The 17,390-nt window shown below is 65.1% G+C and carries 21 protein-coding genes; 15 read left to right on the top strand and 6 right to left on the bottom strand.

The window, feature by feature from the left end; translation table 11 throughout:
- The first annotated feature begins 93 nt into the window (after positions 1-93).
- From QX135_RS18800 to QX135_RS18810, 3 genes are all read left to right on the top strand, one after another.
- On the top strand, positions 94-504 hold the full coding sequence (locus QX135_RS18800) for a hypothetical protein (protein ID WP_316162750.1): 411 nt from the start codon (positions 94-96) through the stop codon (positions 502-504).
- Positions 505-717: 213 nt separating this feature from the next.
- A complete protein-coding gene (locus QX135_RS18805) occupies positions 718-1,764 on the top strand; it encodes an HD-GYP domain-containing protein (RefSeq protein WP_316179155.1) in 1,047 nt (348 codons plus the stop codon).
- A 139-nt stretch (positions 1,765-1,903) separates the two neighbouring features.
- Positions 1,904-3,139: a GNAT family N-acetyltransferase gene (locus QX135_RS18810; protein WP_410052034.1), complete on the top strand. Its 1,236-nt coding sequence runs from the start codon at positions 1,904-1,906 to the stop codon at positions 3,137-3,139.
- Here QX135_RS18810 and QX135_RS18815 read toward each other — a convergent pair.
- Positions 3,117-3,782, bottom strand: a complete 666-nt coding sequence (locus tag QX135_RS18815) for a DsbA family oxidoreductase (RefSeq protein WP_316179154.1) — start codon at positions 3,780-3,782, stop codon at positions 3,117-3,119. The two genes, QX135_RS18810 and QX135_RS18815, sit on opposite strands and share 23 nt — an antisense overlap.
- 67 nt (positions 3,783-3,849) lie before the next feature.
- Positions 3,850-4,668, bottom strand: a complete 819-nt coding sequence (locus tag QX135_RS18820; RefSeq protein WP_316179152.1) for a helix-turn-helix transcriptional regulator — start codon at positions 4,666-4,668, stop codon at positions 3,850-3,852.
- A gap of 100 nt (positions 4,669-4,768) precedes the next feature.
- Here QX135_RS18820 and QX135_RS18825 point away from each other — a divergent pair, with 100 nt between their 5' ends.
- The 3 genes from QX135_RS18825 (at position 4,769) to QX135_RS18835 (ending at position 6,166) form a co-directional block, all read left to right on the top strand.
- Entirely contained in the window at positions 4,769-4,993 is a 225-nt protein-coding gene (locus tag QX135_RS18825; protein ID WP_315739917.1) for a hypothetical protein, read from the top strand.
- Between the two features lie 32 nt (positions 4,994-5,025).
- Complete coding sequence (locus tag QX135_RS18830) at positions 5,026-5,424, top strand: hypothetical protein (protein WP_315739918.1); 399 nt, start codon at positions 5,026-5,028, stop codon at positions 5,422-5,424.
- Positions 5,425-5,548: 124 nt separating this feature from the next.
- Positions 5,549-6,166: a class I SAM-dependent methyltransferase gene (locus QX135_RS18835; protein ID WP_316179349.1), complete on the top strand. Its 618-nt coding sequence runs from the start codon at positions 5,549-5,551 to the stop codon at positions 6,164-6,166.
- A gap of 26 nt (positions 6,167-6,192) precedes the next feature.
- On the opposite strand, the gene QX135_RS18840 is transcribed toward QX135_RS18835, so the two are convergent.
- Both QX135_RS18840 and QX135_RS18845 read right to left on the bottom strand, forming a co-directional pair.
- Positions 6,193-6,849 (bottom strand): SET domain-containing protein, encoded by a 657-nt coding sequence (locus tag QX135_RS18840; protein ID WP_315756537.1) that lies wholly within the window; start codon positions 6,847-6,849, stop codon positions 6,193-6,195.
- Positions 6,850-6,988: 139 nt separating this feature from the next.
- On the bottom strand, positions 6,989-7,723 hold the full coding sequence (locus QX135_RS18845; protein WP_315739921.1) for a TetR/AcrR family transcriptional regulator: 735 nt from the start codon (positions 7,721-7,723) through the stop codon (positions 6,989-6,991).
- A 109-nt stretch (positions 7,724-7,832) separates the two neighbouring features.
- On the opposite strand from QX135_RS18845, the gene QX135_RS18850 reads away from it, so the two are divergent.
- The 4 genes from QX135_RS18850 (at position 7,833) to QX135_RS18865 (ending at position 10,947) form a co-directional block, all read left to right on the top strand.
- The gene (locus QX135_RS18850; RefSeq protein WP_316179148.1) at positions 7,833-9,260 is read left to right on the top strand and encodes a carotenoid oxygenase family protein; all 1,428 of its coding nucleotides are present in this window, start codon (positions 7,833-7,835) and stop codon (positions 9,258-9,260) included.
- A gap of 116 nt (positions 9,261-9,376) precedes the next feature.
- Positions 9,377-9,961: a hypothetical protein gene (locus tag QX135_RS18855; protein WP_315777516.1), complete on the top strand. Its 585-nt coding sequence runs from the start codon at positions 9,377-9,379 to the stop codon at positions 9,959-9,961.
- A 25-nt stretch (positions 9,962-9,986) separates the two neighbouring features.
- The gene (locus QX135_RS18860) at positions 9,987-10,538 is read left to right on the top strand and encodes a septation protein IspZ (RefSeq protein ID WP_315739924.1); all 552 of its coding nucleotides are present in this window, start codon (positions 9,987-9,989) and stop codon (positions 10,536-10,538) included.
- 112 nt (positions 10,539-10,650) lie between these two features.
- Complete coding sequence (locus QX135_RS18865; RefSeq protein WP_315739925.1) at positions 10,651-10,947, top strand: hypothetical protein; 297 nt, start codon at positions 10,651-10,653, stop codon at positions 10,945-10,947.
- 926 nt (positions 10,948-11,873) lie between these two features.
- On the opposite strand, the gene QX135_RS18870 is transcribed toward QX135_RS18865, so the two are convergent.
- Positions 11,874-12,569 (bottom strand): DUF429 domain-containing protein, encoded by a 696-nt coding sequence (locus QX135_RS18870; protein WP_316179146.1) that lies wholly within the window; start codon positions 12,567-12,569, stop codon positions 11,874-11,876.
- A gap of 119 nt (positions 12,570-12,688) precedes the next feature.
- Here QX135_RS18870 and QX135_RS18875 point away from each other — a divergent pair, with 119 nt between their 5' ends.
- Entirely contained in the window at positions 12,689-13,384 is a 696-nt protein-coding gene (locus QX135_RS18875) for a hypothetical protein (protein WP_316234211.1), read from the top strand.
- Between the two features lie 107 nt (positions 13,385-13,491).
- Here QX135_RS18875 and QX135_RS18880 read toward each other — a convergent pair whose 3' ends face one another.
- On the bottom strand, positions 13,492-15,147 hold the full coding sequence (locus QX135_RS18880) for a fumarate hydratase (protein WP_315786412.1): 1,656 nt from the start codon (positions 15,145-15,147) through the stop codon (positions 13,492-13,494).
- A 116-nt stretch (positions 15,148-15,263) separates the two neighbouring features.
- On the opposite strand from QX135_RS18880, the gene QX135_RS18885 reads away from it, so the two are divergent.
- The 4 genes from QX135_RS18885 (at position 15,264) to QX135_RS18900 (ending at position 17,378) form a co-directional block, all read left to right on the top strand.
- On the top strand, positions 15,264-15,947 hold the full coding sequence (locus tag QX135_RS18885) for an alpha/beta hydrolase (protein WP_316162761.1): 684 nt from the start codon (positions 15,264-15,266) through the stop codon (positions 15,945-15,947).
- Positions 15,948-16,050: 103 nt separating this feature from the next.
- Complete coding sequence (locus tag QX135_RS18890) at positions 16,051-16,368, top strand: hypothetical protein (protein WP_316162763.1); 318 nt, start codon at positions 16,051-16,053, stop codon at positions 16,366-16,368.
- Between the two features lie 143 nt (positions 16,369-16,511).
- Positions 16,512-16,991: a hypothetical protein gene (locus QX135_RS18895; protein WP_316162764.1), complete on the top strand. Its 480-nt coding sequence runs from the start codon at positions 16,512-16,514 to the stop codon at positions 16,989-16,991.
- 162 nt (positions 16,992-17,153) lie between these two features.
- Entirely contained in the window at positions 17,154-17,378 is a 225-nt protein-coding gene (locus QX135_RS18900; protein ID WP_315738755.1) for a hypothetical protein, read from the top strand.
- Positions 17,379-17,390: the final 12 nt, after the last annotated feature.

The raw sequence follows: 17,390 nt of genomic DNA on the forward strand, positions 1-17,390 counted from the left end.
CCGCCCGCGGCCGGACATCGTTGCTGCACGAGATCCCCGTAGCAATGCCGCGATCGCTGGCTAGCGTGCGCGCCGCAATGGGGGCGATGAGACATGCGGCGGATTGCGTCACAGGTGGGGCTGCTCTCGGCCCTGCTTCTGGCCGGCTGCGCCGCCGACAGCAATGCGCGCCTGCCGGCCTTCATGCGCGCCAAGGCGCCCGCGCCGCCGCAGCCCGAAGCCGCGCCGGATGTCGCGCTTCTGGTGCGCAAGAATCTCGACATGATCTTCGTCGCAACGACGCTGCCGCGCGATCTCGAGGCCACATCCGCCCGACAGACCGATGCCGGCGATACATGGACCGCCTGCGTGCGGGCCGGAATCATCTCGGTGAGCGGCGCCGCGCTCCGGCGCCAGACCTATCGGCTCACGATCAGGCACAACGAGATCATCGACCGGCGACGCGCGGCGTCCGCCGACGACTGTGTTTCTGAAGATTACAAAGCCGTCCTGCCGACGAAGTGATCTTGACCCGAAGGCGATCTGGATCCGCCACGTCGACTGGAACTCGCCACGTCAGTTGGCGTGCAGGAACGGGCTACCGCATCAGTTGCGGATTGTTAGTTCTTAGCTAACGCAACTCCGCAACCGCACAGCGAACGAATGGCTCAAATTTAACGATTCCTGCGGAACATCTGGTTCGCAAAAGGCGCGGAATGACCCTGGACCTGGCTTTCCATGAACGTTCACCTCGTCGGCGATGACACGGCCAAGCTCGCTCTGCTTCGCGGCATGCTGGCCGAGCGCTGCTCGCTCACATCTGAACTGATCGGTGACGCCGACTTCAAAGGCGGAGACATCGACGCGATCGTCGTGGCCGCCGATCTGCGCCACGTCGACAACATCACCGCATTGAAGGAGATCTCCGACCGGCTCTCGCGTATTCCGCGGCGGATCTTCCTGACCAACAACAAATCCCGTCTGTCGACGGTCCAGGCCTATGCGCTCGGCGCGACGAGCGTGCTGTCGAGCATGCCGAGCCGCAATCAGTTGCTCGGAAAGCTGCTCGATGTGCGCCCCGGTTCTGCGGCCAAGAGCATCGCGGTCGACGACCGACAGGCCGCATTTGCCGGCGCGTCCTGCATCGCCTCGATGTTTGCAGCCGTTCTGGGCGGTGCAGCGATCGACGTCGAGGAGACCCGGCGCGCCGGCAAGCGGATTGCCGAATGCATTGCAGAAAACGGTCTGTCCGATTGGCTCGCCACCGTTCGCCGCCATCACGAGGGGACCTATCAGCACTGCCTGCTGGTGACCGGCATCACCGTCGATTTCGGCTTGAGCCTCGGCGTCCACAGTTCCGATCTGGAGCGTCTCTACATGGCCGCGATGTTCCACGACATCGGCAAGGCCAAAATCCCGCTGACCATTCTCGACAAGCCGGGACGGCTCGACGTCAAGGAACGCACGCTGGTGGAAACCCATCCGGTGGCCGGCTACGAAGCGCTGAAGGACAACGTAGCGATCACCGACGAAGTGCTCAAGGCGGTGCGCCACCATCACGAATTTCTCGACGGCAGCGGCTATCCCGATGGGCTGATGGCCGACAACATTCCAGATCTGACACGCATCCTCACCATCTCCGACATCTTCTCTGCGCTGATCGAATATCGCAGCTACAAGCCGGTGATGACGCGCGAGAAGGCCTATGAGATCCTCCAGGAGATGGAGGGCAAGCTCGAGAAGCCCCTGATCAGAGCCTTCCGCGAGGTGGCGCTGATCCGCTGATCGCAGCCGGCGATAGGCTGAACCGGCCGTTAACGCATCGATTCGAATTGTCTGCCAACGTCAAGTGTCTCTTGTCAGCTTTGCGCTAGTGTCGCCCACGCGGTGCGGGTTGTCCGCGCCGCGAGGGGACCATCGGGACGTGGCCGAGATCATCGATCGCGCGATTGCGACTGCTTCATCGACGGCAAGGAACCACCAGGCCGATCCGCTCGCGTGCGTGCGCGCCGCCCACCTGGTGCCGCTCGAGACCGTTTCACCGCAGGCATGGCAGGATCTCGCGGAGCGTGCGCGCGAGCCGAACGGCTATTACCTGCCCGGATGGGAACGCGCGGTGAACGCCACGGCGCGCGGCCGCACCGGAACATCGGCGCTGTGCGCATGGGACGACGATCAGCCCTCGCGTCTCATCGGCCTGATGCCCACGACCTCCCTATGGCATGCCTGCAGGCTTCCACTGCCCGCGCTCGCCAGTGGCCATCCCTACGGCACTTTGTGCACGCCGCTGCTCGACGCAGGGAGCGCGGAGCCGGCTGCGGCGCAGATGCTCGACGAAGCGCGACGAACAGGCGCTCGCGCCGTGCTGCTGCGCGACATGTCGCTGGCAGGCTCCGTGATGCAGGCGTTCGACGCGGCCCTTCGTCGCGGCGGCCTGCGCCCGCGCGTGCTGCATTGCTATGAAAGAGCCTTTCTCGATGCGACCGGGGACGCCGACCAAGTGCTGCATGACGCGCTCGGCGCCAAGAAGCTGAAGGAGTTGCGCCGCCTGCGTCATCGGCTGGCCGAGCATGGTGCGGTTCGCTTCGAGGTCGCGCGCTCTCCCGGCGACGTCTCCGCTGCGCTGGAGACGTTTCTGGTCCTGGAGGCGAGCGGCTGGAAGGGACGCCGCGGCACTGCGCTGATCCAGCACGACGGCGACGCGGCGTTCATCCGACGCGCGGCACCGGCGCTTGCGCAGCACGAGGCCTGCGAGATCATCAGCCTCCGGGCGGGCGACACCACCGTCGCCGCTGGCGTCGTGTTGCGCCATCAGGACCGCGCCTTCTTCTTCAAGCTCGGCGTCGACGAGCGCTTCGCGAAATACTCGCCCGGTGTCCAGCTGACGCTCGACCTGACACGGCACCTTTGCGCGGATCCGAAGATCAACGCCGCCGACTCCACTGCCGGTCCCGACCATCCCATGATCAACCCGATCTGGCGCGAACGCCTCGTCATCGGCGACGTGATTATCCCGCTCTATACGCGCGATCCGGTCGTCGAGCTAATTCACGGCGCATTGACTGCGCGACGCGAAGGCCTGGCCATCGCACGCCGCGCGGTGCACGCGGTCCGCGCCATCCGAAAGCGCCGGCCGACTACTCAGCCGCCTCGGCGTTGACCTCCGCCGACACCTGCCGGATGGCACGGGCCAGCATCTGCGGATCCTGCGCGCCGGAGATGGCGTATTTCTGCGCGAAGACGTAGGTCGGAACTCCCGAGATGCCCTTCTCTGCGGCCTCCTGCGCCTGGGCAGAGACCAGCGCCACATCCTCGTCGGTCGCCAGCATCTTGCGGACCACCTGGGCATCGAGCCCGCAATCCGCTGCGGCCTGCACCAGCACATCGATATCGGTGAGATCGCCGCCGTCGCGGAAATACAATTCCATCAGCCGCTGCTTCATCTCGGGCGCCTTGCCGATCTCGGCGGCCCAGCGGATCAGGCGATGACAATCGATCGTGTTGGGCTGACGGGCAACACGATCGGGATGATAGCTCAGCCCTTCCTGCTCCGCGGCCGCTACCACGCGGCCCGCGATGCCCTTGTAGGCCTCGACCGATCCGAACTTGGTCGTCAGGTACTGCTCGCGGCTGATGCCCTCGCGCGGCACCCAGGGATTGAGGAAGAACGGCCGGAAATTCACCTCGACCGGGACGTCCGGCACGAGCTCCAGCGCGTCCTCGATGCGCTTCTTGCCGATGTAGCACCAGGGACAGACGACGTCGGAGACAACATCAATGATCAGCGGCTTCAAGGTGCTCATGCGCCTCGCTCCAGGTTCGCTTGCGATCCGCGCAAGATAAGCCTCTGCATCGCCGAGACAAGCGCGGTCACGGCGAGGTAACCATCTCCTTCAGCCTGATGGCCGTGAGCTCATCGGCCGGAAAGAAGGTCTCCAGCGCCAGCTCCGACAACGTGATGTCGACCGGCGTGCCGAACACCATCGTCGTCGAGAAGAAGCTCAGCACGTCGATCCCGACCCGCAGCCGCAGCGGGATCGCGACGCTGTCGGCCGCGAGCGGCGCCGATCGCGCCGGGAACGGATAGGACTTCAGCTCCTGATAGAGCTTCAGCAAATCGGCATCCGCCGTCGCCTCGCATTGCCGGTGCAGCCGCTCGAGCAGATGTCCGGACCATTCGGCGAGATTCACCGTCCGCGCTGCGAGCCCCTCCGGATGCAGCGCCACGCGCAGCACGTTGAGCGGCGGCGCAAGCAGCCGCGGTGGGACGCCTGTCAGCAGCGGCGCGATCATCCGGTTCGCCGCGACCAGGTTCCAGTGCCGGTCGATCGCGAGCGCAGGGTTGGGCTCATGGGCCTTGAGCACGAGGTTCATCGCCTCGCGCGCGGGCTTGAGCGCCGGATCATCCAGCGGGCGCTGCTGGAAGGCGGGCGCGTAGCCGGCCGCCACGAGCAACACGTTGCGTTCGCGCAATGGCACGTCCAGTCGCTCCGCGAGTTTGAGGACCATGTCGCGCGACGGCGCGGCGCGGCCGGTTTCCACGAAGCTCAGATGGCGCGCCGATATCTCGGCATCGAGCGCGAGATCGAGCTGGCTGAGATGCCGGCGCTGCCGCCATTGCCGCAGGTGCTCACCGACATGAACGGGTCTGGCGCGGTCGGCGCGCGCCGAAGCAAGCTGTGCATTCATGGGCCAAGACCTATCACGCTGACGTCAGCGCCTCCATGACCTGCCAGGTAATCGAAATGCCTCCCGGCGCAGGTCATCGTCCTCACCACAGGAGATGACGATGAGCAGGCAGCGCAATCCCGAGACCTTTCCCTTCACCGCAGTCGGCCACTGGCTGGCGGGTCTCGCGACATCGCTGCTGGCGCGCTCGCTCAACCTGCCGGAGCCGCTGCTGCACGTCACGGGCAGCCTCGTCTTCGCGCAGGTCTATGCCATCGAGACAAGGGCAGCACGCTCGCTGCGCCCGGCGCGCCTGCGCCGTCAGCTCCTGGCCTGGTTCCGCTGAACCGCCCTCCCCCAAACCAAAGGAGACCCGACATGATCACCTCGTCCGCCCTGCTCCGCCGCGCCCTGCTCGCCGATGCCGCCTTCAGCGGCATTGCCGGGCTCGCGCTCACATTCGGCGCCTCGCCGCTGGCGGCGCTGCTGCAACTGCCCGACGCGCTGCTGCGCGAGACCGGTCTGTTCCTGATCGTCTACGCGGCCTTCGTCGGCTGGCTGGGCGCGCGGCCGATGGCGCCAAGGCCGCTGATCCTTCTGGTCATCGCCGGCAATGCGGCATGGACGGTCGGCAGCATCGCGCTGCTGTTCTCCGGCCTCGTCACACCGAACGTGCCCGGCGAAATCTTCGTCGCGGCCCAGGCGGTGGGCACCGGCGTCTTCGCCGAGCTGCAATATATCGGCTTGCGCCGCAGTTCCGGCACCGTAACGGCGTGACCCGATCGGTGATGAGCACCGGCCATCGTGCTCGCGCGGGCCGGCGCTCCCGCCCCAACCGAGATTGGGCATGCGCGGCGAATGCACCTTCGGCATAATCGGCGACCGACAGGAGATCGCAGCGATGCAGCCGCAGGTGAGAGGAACGGAAGGCTACGCCGCTGAAGCCGACAGTCTCTTCGTGCGGTACGAGAGCATCCCGTCGGAACAGGTTCATGCCGCCGTGCTTCATCTGCTGCCGAATACGCCCGCACGCGTGCTCGACATTGGAGCGGGCACGGGGCGCGACGCCGCGTGGTTGGCAGGCCTCGGACATCAGGTGGTTGCCGTCGAGCCGACCGATGCGCTGCGCGTCGGCGCCATGCGGCTGCATGCCTCGCCTGCGATCACCTGGATCGACGACAGCCTTCCGGAGCTCGCCACACTGGCCGCTCGTGATGAGCAGTTCGACCTCGTCATGCTGACCGCCGTCCTGATGCATCTCGATGAGGAGCAGCGGCGACGCGCGCTTCCCAACATCGCGGCGCGGATTGCTCCCGGCGGAATACTGATCATGACGTTGCGGCATGGTCCGGTGCCGCCGGGCCGCCGGATGTTCGAGATCGCGGCCGAGACGATCGTTGAGCCGGCGCGGCAGCTCGGGCTGACGCTCCAGCTCAACCGGCATGGCGAGTCGCTCGGCGCGGAGAATCGGGTTGCCGGCGTCACCTGGACGACGCTGGCCTTCGGCAAGCCGTCCTGAGAGATCCCGGAAACGAGCTGATCGGCTCAGGCCGCCTTGGCGCGGCTGGTCAGGGTCTTCGCCGGGGTGGATCTGGTCTTACCGCGATTGCCAGCAGCCGGGCGCCGGGTCTTGGCCTTGCCGCGAGCAGCCTCGCCGCCCGATTTGGCTCTGGCCTTGGGCCGCTGCTTGGCCTTGTCCTTGACGGGCTTCTCGGCCTTTTTCTTCGCCTTCTTCTCGGCCTTCGCCTTCACCCGCGTCCGCTCGGCACGCGCCTCGGCCTTCTGCTTCGCCCGCTTCTTCTCGCAGGCGTCGCATTTGCAGCCGATCGGCTTCAGATAGGCTTTGAAGTAGTCGGTGCCGTAGTCGTAGTTGATCTCCTCGCCGGGCTCGATGTTCTTGATGGCCCGGATGAAGATCTTCTTCTTGCGCGGCTTGACGTCGGACTCGGCGTTCGGCTTGCAGGAATGATTGATGTAGCGGGCGACGTTCTCACGGACCGAGCCGTCGATGGTCCAGCGCTTGTCGAGCTCGAACAGATATTTGTTCTCGATCGCGTCCTCGTCCGCCTTCTTCGAATCCAGCAGCGGACCGAAATAGCGGACGATCTTGGTGCCCTTCTTGATCGGCTGGGTTGCGAACAGGCCGAGCCCCGTCTTGGAGCGGCCGATGCGATAGGGTTTGGTCGGCGGGATGACAGGCATGATCGATGAGAAGAGATGAACCTCGCGAGGCCGCCGTTCTAGGATAATTTGGCGACGCTGTCAGGTGTTTCCGGCCGCCGTTTCGAGCCGTCCCCAGTTTGCGCGGGCCGCGAGCCGCTTTCTCTTGCATTCCTGGTCCTCATCCCGCGACTTGCGCGCCAGGCGGCAGCTTCGGCACGGTGGCCTTCAGCATCGCCTCGAGCAGCGATTCGGCGTTGGTGCCAGCAGGCGAGCGGCGCAGGATGTCGGCGAGACGGCCGTCGAGCAGCAGCATCGTGTAGCCGTGCACCAGCGACCAGGCGCGCGCGATCGCGGCGGCCTGATCGAGCGACAGCTCCTCGTTGCCGACCTGGCCTTCGCTGCGTGCGGCCACCGAGCCCGCCAGCCCGGCGAACGAGGCCTCGGCCGCCTCGTGCAGCGACGGCCGCGAATAGTCGAGCCGCTCGGTGCGGAACATCAGCCCGTACATGCCGGGATTGGCCTGCGCATAGGCGACATAGGCGCGGGCGCGCGCCATCGCGCGCTCGATCGGCGTGCCCGGCTGCTCGCCCGCCGCCTTCATCGCGGCATTGAAGCGCGTGAAGCCGATCGCGGCGAGCTCGCTGACGAGGCCGGTGAGATCCTTGAAATGATGCGTCGGCGCCGCATGCGACACGCCGGCCTCGCGCGCCACTGCGCGCAGGGTGAGTCCGGCGAGCCCGTCGCGCTCCAGCACGCGCTCGGCCGCCTCCAGCAGCGCATCACGCAGCGCGCCGTGATGATAGGGCGTCGCCGCCTCGCCCGCAGTGCCGGCCGCCCGCCGCACCCGCGCCCGTGCCGCCGATGTCGCGATGCGTCGAGGCTGCGCCCGGACCTTTTCAGTCTTGCTCGTCATGAGCCTCCTTATACAATCAATTTTGACAGCGTAAAGATTTGGCTTGACCCCGCCATGTTCGCCCGCTAGCTTTATCTTTACAACGTAAAGATAAAGTGGAGGAACGACCATGAGCGACGCTACGCCGACGACCGCCCGGCAGACTCGGAAGGAGCGCAGCAATCTCGCGCCGATCCCGTTCGAATGCGACGCGCCGTTCCTCGCAATCACCGGCGAGCTGCCGCGTGAGCTGAACGGCACGCTCTATCGCAATGGCCCCAACCCGCAATTCGCTTCGCCCGGCTCGCACTGGTTCGTCGGCGACGGCATGCTGCACGCCTTCCATCTCGAGAACGGCCGCGCGTCCTATCGCAACCGCTGGATCCGCACGCCGAAATTCGAGGCCGAGCGCAAGGCCGGCCACGCCCTGTTCGGCGGCTTCGGCCGCCGGCTGGCGGACGCGCCCGCCGACGTCACCGATGGCGGCGTCGCCAACACCAACATCATCGCCCATGCCGGCCGCCTGCTCGCGCTCGAAGAGGCGCATCTGCCGACCGAGATCGAGCCGGGCACGCTCGCCACCCGCGGCTACCACGATTTCGGCGGCCGCCTGCGCGGCGCCTTCACCGCGCATCCGAAGACCGATCCGGTCACCGGCGAATTGCTGTTCTTCGGCTACAACGCCGCCGGTCCGCTGACGCCGGCGCTGTCCTACGGCACGGTCGATGCGGCCGGCAAACTGACGCGCATCGATCGTTTCGAGGCGCCCTATGCCAGCATGGTGCACGACTTCATCGTCACGGCCAACCACGTGCTGTTTCCAATCCTGCCGCTCACCGGCAGCATCGAGCGCGCAATGTCCGGCAAGCCGCCTTATGCCTGGGAGCCCGACAAGGGCGCCTATGTCGGTGTGATGAAGCGCAGCGGCGACATCAAGGACATCGTCTGGTTTCGCGGTGACGCCTGCTACGTCTTCCACATCATGAACGCCTGGGAGGACGGCGGCCGCATCGTCGCCGACGTCATGCAGTTCGAGGAAGCGCCGCTGTTTCCGCATCCCGACGGGCGCCCGACCGATCCGGCAAAGTCGGTCGCGCGGCTGTGCCGCTGGAGCTTCGACCTCGCCGGCAGCACCGACCGCTACACGCAAACCTATCTCGACGACCTCACCGGCGAATTCCCCCGCATCGACGACCGCCGCGCCGGGCTCAAGAGCCGTCACGGCTGGTACGCCTGCGCCAATCCGGACGGCCCGCTGTTCGGCGCGCTCTCCGGGCTCGCCCATGTCGACGGCGCCGGCACGCGCCAGGCGACGCATCTCCTGCCCACCGGCGACACCCTGTCCGAGCCGGTGTTCGTGCCGCGCAGCCTCGATGCCGCCGAGGGCGACGGCTGGCTGCTGACCGTGGTCTGGCGCGCCGGCTCCAACACCAGCGACCTCGCCGTCTTCAACGCCACCGACATCGGCGGCGGTCCCGTCGCCCTGGTGCATCTCGGACACCGCGTGCCCGATGGCTTCCACGGCAATTGGGTCGGCAGCGAAAATCCAAACCATTGATCAGACTAGATTAATTCTCGATCTCACGAAATTTTGACACTGTCAAGATTTGCTTGACGCGGCGCTATCCGCGCCCTATCAATCTTGGCAGTGTAAAGATTGGCCAGACCAACGCCATGACGATCTTCCTTATCCTTGCGCCCTACGGCGTCTACGCGGCGCTGATGATGGTGGTCTCGGCCACGCTCAGCCTGGCCGTAGCCACGGTGATGTGCCTGGCCGTGATTGCGCTCGACGTCGCCAAGGGACGTTCGATCAAGATCCTCGGCCTGGGCTCGGCGATCGTGTTCGCAAGCGTAGCCGCCTACCTCAGCCTCATCGACCCGACGCTGAGCGCCTCGGCGGTGCGCCTGGCGGTCGACTGCGGCATTTTCGCGCTGTCGCTCGGCTCGATGCTGCTGCGCACTCCGTTCACGCTGCAATATGCGCTCGAGGCGGTCCCGCCGGAAACCGTGGCGATTCCCGGCTTTCTGCGCGCCAATTACGTCATCACCGGCGCCTGGACGCTGTCGGCGCTGCTGATGATGGTCGGCAACCTGATGACGCTCTACGTCCCCGGCCTGCCCTATTGGACCGGCCTCGCCATCGCCTTTGCCGCACGCAACAGTGCACTTTATTTCACGCGCTGGTATCCTGAGTATCGTAAGACGAAAGACATCGCCGCACCGACTGCGGCCGCAATGTCCGGCCAGGATTCGTGACGGGGTGTGCCCCAGGGAGACGTGCGTGAAGGACGTGTTTGCCAAACTGACGGCCGACTTCCTGTCGGCTGCGGTCTTCTTCATCCTGTATATCGCTACCGATAACGTTGTGCTGGCCACGGCCGCCGCGGTCGCCGTCGCGGTGGTCCAGGTGGTCTACGCCCGCGTCAGGGGCGTGAGCCTCAGCTTCATGGCCTATGCCAGCGTCGGCCTCGTCATCGTGCTCGGCGGCGTCACGCTGCTGACCAACGACCCGCGCTTCATGTTCGCCAAGCCTGCGATCGGCCATTTCGCCATCGGCCTCATCATGCTCAAGCGCGGCTGGATGCTGCGCTACGTTCCGCCGATCGTGGCGGAGACCATTCCGGAATACGTCAACGTCGCCGGCTTCGCCTGGGCGGCGCTGATGTTCGCGCTCGGTCTCGGCACCATCGCGGTCGCCATGACCGGCGACATCAAGCTGTGGGTGCTCTACATCACCGTGGTCGCGGGCGGCGCCAAGGTCGCGGCTTTTGCACTGCAGTTCGTCGCCTTCCGCTTCGTGGTCGCCAACCGCTTGCGGGCCGCGCGCGCGTGACGCAACCGATCGCCGTATTGGGCTTATCAGCAAAGATGCGCTATAGGGGCGCCCCGAGGCTTCCTCGAACAGTGCTTCGGGGTGCGGGATGGCAACGCCAGGAGAACGATCGATGGCTGTGGACGGCAACTGGAATCTGACCTTGAATACGCCGATGGGCGAGCGCAGCGCGACGCTGAGCGTGAAGAGCTCGGGCGCGACGCTGACGGGGACCCAGGCCGCGGAGGGCGATTCCGCCGAGATCTTCGACGGCACCGTCAACGGCGACGACGTCGCCTGGAAGGTCTCCATCACCAGCCCGATGCCGCTGACGCTCGACTTCAAGGGCAAGGTCGCCGGCGACACCATCTCCGGCGAGATGGGCATCGGCTTCATGGGCAGCTTCCCGTTCACCGGCGCGCGGGCCTGATCACCGTTCTGAAGGGTGGGCAAAGGCACGCCACGCCGGCCGCCGCTTCGTGGCGGCCCCACGCGCGCCGTGCCCACCATTAGCTCCGCAGTGCGCCAATCGACGGTGGGCACGCACCCCGCCCCGCGGGCGGACGCTTTGCCCACCCTACGGCAGCGTTTGTCCGGCTCGTTCCGCTTCACATCTCAAACAGCCCGGACACGCGAACGCAGCCTCGCAGCGAACATCGCCCGAGGGATGCATCGACATGTCCCTCTTCAAAATGCAGAGGGCGCAGGGAAGGCCAGGCGTCGGCTGACGCCTGCGGCCCGCCTGCGAGAAAAAATGCAGGCGGCAGGTACCACAGGTGCAGCCGAAAACGCCCGGCCTTCCCTGCGCGATGGTCTTCACGCTTATACGCAGTCTCCCTGGTGCACCGGCTTGTTGGCCACCATGATCCGCGCGGCGCGTTAGCGCCGTCGCGAACGTAACACCGGCAACGGGGTGTCAGGACGCTGCGACTTCACGTCCGCGACACATCGTTCGTCCGCGCGCCCGTAGACACGCTGCGACATGATCGCGGCCACCGCTCCCCGCCCCGCGTGTCGTGACGATCGCGCGCTACGCCCCTCGGCTTGGGACGGGATGGCGGGAGGAAAACATGATTTCGAAAAAATAGCAATAGATTTAATTTTTTCAGAATCATCCGCAAGCCTTGGCCCGGTGCGCTGGGGTGGCGCTCGCGCCAATTGCCCGAGATCGTCATGCCCCGCGAAGGCAGGGCATCCAGCCCCCCCCCCCGAAACGGCGTTGGTCAGCCGAGGTGCCAGTGTCTACTGGATCGTCCGCGGACGGTGACGGCGGTGTGAAGGACTGGCCCCGAATTCGCCCCCCTGCCCCTTCAGGCAGAGGTTAGCTCGTCTCGATGGCCCAAGGGCAATGCCACATCAAAACCAGACCTGCATCGCCACGCCATGTGCATCCCGCGGCGCCTCGCCCTCCGGCACGCAGCCGGCGCAGTCGCGGGCAGCGAGCGCGACGGCGCAGGCGTCGAGGAGGTCGTCGGGCTTGGCGCCGGTGCCGAGACGGGCGCGGGTGACCCAGTCGTCGATCTCGACGAAGCCAGCCGCAACTAACAGGTCGCGCCGCAAGCGGGCGCCCTGCTCCGTCTTCTTCGACGGCAGCGGCGCACCGTTGAGGCGTAGGAACACCAGCTCCGGATGGGCCTCGCGGAGGTCGCAGTCGCGATGCGCGCGCACGAAGGCGTCGACCTCCATGATCTTGCGGCCGAGGTGCCAGAGCTGGCGCGACGCGCGTGTCTGGCCGCGCCGCGACGCCTCGATGTTCGCCTCGTCGGGATCGGTGTGGTCCTCCCACAGCCACCGCCGCGCGCCGGTGAAGACACGGGAGCGGTGCGGCGCGAGTTTGTCGCGCGCGAGCTTGTCACAGGCGCGCTCGCCGTCATCGGTCATGCCGATGGGGATGTCGATGGCGGCACGGGTGAAGGGGGCCGCGAGTGCGGTGGAGATGTCAGCAGGAAAGCTGATCGCGCGCCCGGCACCGTCGATCGCGACCGCGACCCAACCATTGCGGAATCCATCAAGCCCTATGACGGGTTGGTTGCGTGTCACAGCCATCATCATCGACACTTCCCACGCAACACGCTATTGCTAGCATCCCCAATAGAGCGGATTATATTCTTGCCCAAATACATGCTGAGATAGTAGCATCGGCACACTTTCCGAACTTAAGACTTTGCTAGATGGTTCTTCACATGCAGCCGCTTTCGCGCGTGAAACCTAGCTGCGCCACTGAATGGGGCAGCAATTCAGTAATGCTCAAACGACCAAACGTTGGCATTAGAACAGCACAGTACATTGCGGAATGGTCGGAGATAGAGAGTCTTCTCGGACTATTTCTCGCAATGCTTCTTCACGCAAACCAAAAAGCGGTTCTCGCCATCTGGAGCGGATTAGAGAATCGATCGGCTCAGCTTCGAACAATAAGCTCGGCGGCACGAGCAACTTTAACGGAAGATCACTTCCATGTAGTAGAAGCGATCATGAAGATCGATATTCGCTCTTCCATGAAGTATAGGGACAAGCTAGCGCACTGGTCTTGGGGATATTCTGATCAGTTAGAAGATGCCCTCCTAATTAGAGAACCGGCTGACAAGCTCACCAACATGACGCATTTCGTGAACCTCCAGCAAAGTTCCCAAGTCCTCTCGCGAGACATCCCAATCAACTTCGATACAATCTATGTAATTACCCAGTCCGACCTAGACCCGGCACTGACCAAGCTGGATACGGTTCAACAGCGGTTACTCACGCTTCATGGTACAATTTGGGAACGAAACGACACCAAGGTACGAGCTGATCTTCTGAATCAGCTAAAAGAAATTCCCGAGATTCGTGCAGCCATAAACAACCAAGCGGCCAGTCACGGCAATCCTTAGCCGCCGTGCTGGACTAACTCGTTTAGTTGATCCGACTTCCTCTAGACTGTCAAAATAAACGGCCGGGATTACTCCCGGCCGCTGCAACAAATATCGCGCACCTCACCTCAGCCGAGGTTCAGCTCCTTGAAGAAGTCGTTGCCCTTGTCGTCGATGATGATGAAGGCGGGGAAGTCCACCACCTCGATGCGCCAGATGGCTTCCATGCCGAGCTCGGGATATTCGACGACCTCGACCTTCTTGATGCAGTGCTCGGCGAGGTTCGCCGCCGCGCCGCCGATCGAGCCGAGATAGAAGCCGCCGTGCTTCTTGCAGGCCTCGCGCACCGCCGGCGCGCGGTTGCCCTTGGCGACCATCACCATCGAGCCGCCGGCCGCCTGGAACTGGTCAACGAAGGAATCCATGCGGCCCGCGGTGGTCGGGCCGAACGCGCCGGAGGCATAGCCGTCCGGAGTCTTGGCCGGACCGGCGTAATACACCGGATGGTTCTTGAAGTAGTCCGGCAGCGGCTCGCCACGGTCGAGGCGCTCGCGCAGCTTGGCATGGGCGGCATCGCGCGCCACGATCATGGTGCCGGTCAGGGACAACCGCGTCTTGATCGGGTTCTTCGACAGAGTGGCGAGGATGTCCTTCATCGGCTGGTTGAGGTCGATCTTGACGACCTCGCCGCCGAGCGCCTGCTCGACCTCCGGCAAATACTGCGCCGGATGATGCTCGAGCTCCTCGAGATAGACGCCGTCCTTGGTGATCTTGCCGAGCACCTGGCGGTCGGCCGAGCAGGACACGCCGAGACCGATCGGCAAGCTCGCGCCGTGACGCGGCATGCGGATGACGCGGACGTCATGGCAGAAATACTTGCCGCCGAACTGCGCGCCGACGCCGAGCGACTGCGTCATCTTGTGGATTTCCTGCTCCATCTCGAGATCGCGGAAGGCGTTGCCGTCCGGGGAGCCCTGCGTCGGCAGCGCGTCGAGATAACGGGCGGAGGCGAGCTTCACCGTCTTCATGCACAATTCAGCCGAGGTGCCGCCGATCACGATGGCGAGGTGATAGGGCGGGCATGCCGCGGTGCCGAGCGTCAGGATCTTCTCCTTCAGGAACGCCAGCAGCCGGTCCTTGGTCAGCACCGAGGGCGTCGCCTGGAACAGGAAACTCTTGTTGGCCGAGCCGCCGCCCTTGGCCATGAACATGAACTTGTAGGCGTCCTCGCCCTCGGCGTAGATCTCGGTCTGCGCCGGCATGTTGTTGGCGGTGTTCTTCTCTTCATACATCGACAGCGGCGCGACCTGCGAGTAGCGCAGGTTCCGGCGCAAGTATGCGTCGCGCGCGCCTTGGCTCAGCGCGGCCTCGTCGTCACCGTCGGTGATGACGTTGCAGCCCTTCTTGCCCATGATGATCGCGGTGCCAGTATCCTGGCACATCGGCAGCACGCCGCCGGCGGAGATGTTGGCATTCTTCAGGAAGTCGAGCGCGACGAACTTGTCGTTCGGGCTGGCCTCCGGATCCTCCAGGATGCTGCGCAGCTGCTTCAGATGGCCGGGGCGCAGGAAATGGTTGATCTCGCCGAACGCGGCCTCGGACAGCGTCCGCAACGCGTCGCGCGACACCACCAGCATGTCGCGGCCCAAGACATTCTCGACCCGCACGCCCTCGGCCGTGATCTTCTTGTAGGGCGTGGTGTCCGGCCCGAGCGGAAACAGCGGCGTGTGCTTGTAGGGCGGGACGGGCTTGGACTGGTCGGGGAAGGCGGTGGGCGCGTTCATGGCGAGCTCGTGGGGTTCTAGAAATGGCCGCCCAAAGCGGTCTTGACAGGTCTGATACGCTACCCGTCGGAAGCCTTGCAAGACATGTCTCGGCACAGCGGCAGAGGGGTACGATCATGGCAAGTTTTGTCCTGATTCCAGGAGGTTGGCACGGTGGCTGGATGTACGACTCGCTCTGCGCCAGGCTCCAGCAGGCCGGCCATGACGCCTATGCGGTGACCTTGAGCGGGTTGGAGGAGACACCGGCCCGCGCCGCCCATGCCGTCAATCTCGACACCCACATCGCTGACGTCATTGATCTGCTGACGGTCGAGGACCTGTCAGAGGTCATTCTGTGCGCGCACAGCTATGGCGGCATGGTCGCGACCGGCGTCGCCGACCGCGTGCCGGAAAGGCTCGCGGCATTGGTCTATCTCGATGCCTTCGCACCCGAGAACGGTCAGTCATGGTGGGATCTCGCCGGCGACGCGTATCGCCGGTTCGTGATCGAACGCGCCGGGCAAGACGGCTTGACGGCGCTGCCGCGCGAAGGCTCCGATCCGCGCCGCCGGCCCCATCCGCTCGGGACCTTCATCCAGGCCCTGAAGCTCCACAGTCCGGCGCCGGCGGCTCTGCAGCGCACCTTCGTCTACGCCAGCGGATGGAGCGCGACTCCGTTCACCGCGCAATATGAGCGGCTGCGCAGCGATCCCGCGTGGCGCGTGCACGCATTTGCGTGCGGGCACGATGTCGTGCAGCACGCGCCCGACGAGACGTTCGACCTGCTGATCGAGACGGCCCGCGAGGTCGCCGCAACATGACGCCGCGACCGGCGCAATGTCGTACGGCGAGATCGATTGCGATCGGTCGCCGAATTATGTAACCTTAGATTGTTCACCTATTCATTTTCCTCCTGGAGGCGTCATGAAACGAGGTCTCTTCGTTGCCATCACAATTGCTCTTGCCCTGACCACCATGCTCCCGGGCAGCGCCGGCGCGGTCGGTCCCGGTCGTGCGTGCGGCGGATTTGCCGGCATCTCCTGCAATGCCGGTCTTTATTGCGAATTCCCAGCCGGCCAGTGTGGCCGGTTCGACATGATGGGTGTCTGCCGCCGAAAGCCGACGTTCTGCAATCGCATCTACATGCCGGTGTGCGGCTGCAACTTCCAGACCTACGGCAATGACTGCGAGCGCCGCGCCGCGGGCGTATCGCTGTCGCATCCGGGCCGCTGCTGGTTCTGACGAAGCGATCGCGCCGCTGCCGCCGGCAGGTGACCGCGGCCCGTCAACACGCGGTCACGTCGGCCGACGATCTTGTGCGGCCGCGGCGCATCGCGCTTGCATGACCTCCGCGCGCAGGCTTCAATGGCGCGGGGGTATTTGGAATGCATTTCTATCAATGCTCATTTGGCCGCACGGCCGTCTTTGCCGTCCTCGTCGCACTCAGCACGTTGCTGCTGCCGCAGGCCGCGCAAGCGGATCGCTGCGACGACATCGCCAAGGAATTGAGGAACGGCATCGACGGCGTCCGGATCGGACAGACCGCGGCGGGCACGGTCTATCTCGCCCATCCCAAGGCGCGCGAGCTCACGCTCGGCTGCTCGTCTAAGAACTTCAGCAATCAATTGTTCGGAAAAACCGACCGCAAGCCGCCGCCGGCCTTCATCGACCTGATGGCGAGCGCGGCGGCGATCGTGTTCACCTTGCCGAAGGACGACATGCAACGCGGCGTCACACGCTGTTACCGCCGGCTCGGGATCTTCCGCGGCGACGACGTCGCCAGCCGCTACCGCCGGCTCGACATGCGTTGCGCCCGGACCAAGACCGAGTCCTCGATCACGATCAGCCGCAGCAAGGACCAATAGGCCGGGGTGACGCGACAGCCCTGTCGTTTCTGCGCCGGCGGCAGCGACCCGTTCACTATTCGCCGCGCCACCGACAGTTGCAGACAATTCGAGCGATCTGGTTGACGAAGTTTTCGTCAGGGATGGCCACGCTCATCGCAACACCAAGCGAGGAGCTGGACCATGTCCGTTTCGAGCGTTTCGTCGTCATCGCCGCCGCCCTCACCGCCGCCGGTCTCGACCGAGACGACCAAGCCGCAGACCCAAGACACGCAGACCCGGAATCAGACGCAGCAGAGCCAGGCCTTCAAGCCCGACAAGACCGGCGACGAAGCGGCCGCGGAGAAGCAAGCCTCCCGTCCGCCGCTGCCGCCCGGCCAGGGCACCCGCGTCGACATTCTCGCCTGACGATCCCACACC

The sequence above is a fragment of the Bradyrhizobium sp. SZCCHNR1098 genome (genome assembly GCF_032489375.1).
GTDB lineage: Bacteria > Pseudomonadota > Alphaproteobacteria > Rhizobiales > Xanthobacteraceae > Bradyrhizobium.

Excerpts from the sequence above, each read along its gene's own strand:
- QX135_RS18800 (WP_316162750.1), top strand. The coding sequence starts at position 94 with ATGCGGCGGATTGCGTCACAGGTGGGGCTGCTCTCGGCCCTGCTTCTG.
- QX135_RS18805 (WP_316179155.1), top strand. The coding sequence starts at position 718 with ATGAACGTTCACCTCGTCGGCGATGACACGGCCAAGCTCGCTCTGCTT.
- QX135_RS18815 (WP_316179154.1), bottom strand. The coding sequence starts at position 3,782 with ATGAGCACCTTGAAGCCGCTGATCATTGATGTTGTCTCCGACGTCGTC.
- QX135_RS18820 (WP_316179152.1), bottom strand. The coding sequence starts at position 4,668 with ATGAATGCACAGCTTGCTTCGGCGCGCGCCGACCGCGCCAGACCCGTT.
- QX135_RS18825 (WP_315739917.1), top strand. The coding sequence starts at position 4,769 with ATGAGCAGGCAGCGCAATCCCGAGACCTTTCCCTTCACCGCAGTCGGC.
- QX135_RS18830 (WP_315739918.1), top strand. The coding sequence starts at position 5,026 with ATGATCACCTCGTCCGCCCTGCTCCGCCGCGCCCTGCTCGCCGATGCC.
- QX135_RS18835 (WP_316179349.1), top strand. The coding sequence starts at position 5,549 with ATGCAGCCGCAGGTGAGAGGAACGGAAGGCTACGCCGCTGAAGCCGAC.
- QX135_RS18840 (WP_315756537.1), bottom strand. The coding sequence starts at position 6,849 with ATGCCTGTCATCCCGCCGACCAAACCCTATCGCATCGGCCGCTCCAAG.
- QX135_RS18845 (WP_315739921.1), bottom strand. The coding sequence starts at position 7,723 with ATGACGAGCAAGACTGAAAAGGTCCGGGCGCAGCCTCGACGCATCGCG.
- QX135_RS18850 (WP_316179148.1), top strand. The coding sequence starts at position 7,833 with ATGAGCGACGCTACGCCGACGACCGCCCGGCAGACTCGGAAGGAGCGC.
- QX135_RS18855 (WP_315777516.1), top strand. The coding sequence starts at position 9,377 with ATGACGATCTTCCTTATCCTTGCGCCCTACGGCGTCTACGCGGCGCTG.
- QX135_RS18865 (WP_315739925.1), top strand. The coding sequence starts at position 10,651 with ATGGCTGTGGACGGCAACTGGAATCTGACCTTGAATACGCCGATGGGC.
- QX135_RS18870 (WP_316179146.1), bottom strand. The coding sequence starts at position 12,569 with ATGATGATGGCTGTGACACGCAACCAACCCGTCATAGGGCTTGATGGA.
- QX135_RS18875 (WP_316234211.1), top strand. The coding sequence starts at position 12,689 with ATGGTTCTTCACATGCAGCCGCTTTCGCGCGTGAAACCTAGCTGCGCC.
- QX135_RS18880 (WP_315786412.1), bottom strand. The coding sequence starts at position 15,147 with ATGAACGCGCCCACCGCCTTCCCCGACCAGTCCAAGCCCGTCCCGCCC.
- QX135_RS18885 (WP_316162761.1), top strand. The coding sequence starts at position 15,264 with ATGGCAAGTTTTGTCCTGATTCCAGGAGGTTGGCACGGTGGCTGGATG.
- QX135_RS18890 (WP_316162763.1), top strand. The coding sequence starts at position 16,051 with ATGAAACGAGGTCTCTTCGTTGCCATCACAATTGCTCTTGCCCTGACC.
- QX135_RS18895 (WP_316162764.1), top strand. The coding sequence starts at position 16,512 with ATGCATTTCTATCAATGCTCATTTGGCCGCACGGCCGTCTTTGCCGTC.
- QX135_RS18900 (WP_315738755.1), top strand. The coding sequence starts at position 17,154 with ATGTCCGTTTCGAGCGTTTCGTCGTCATCGCCGCCGCCCTCACCGCCG.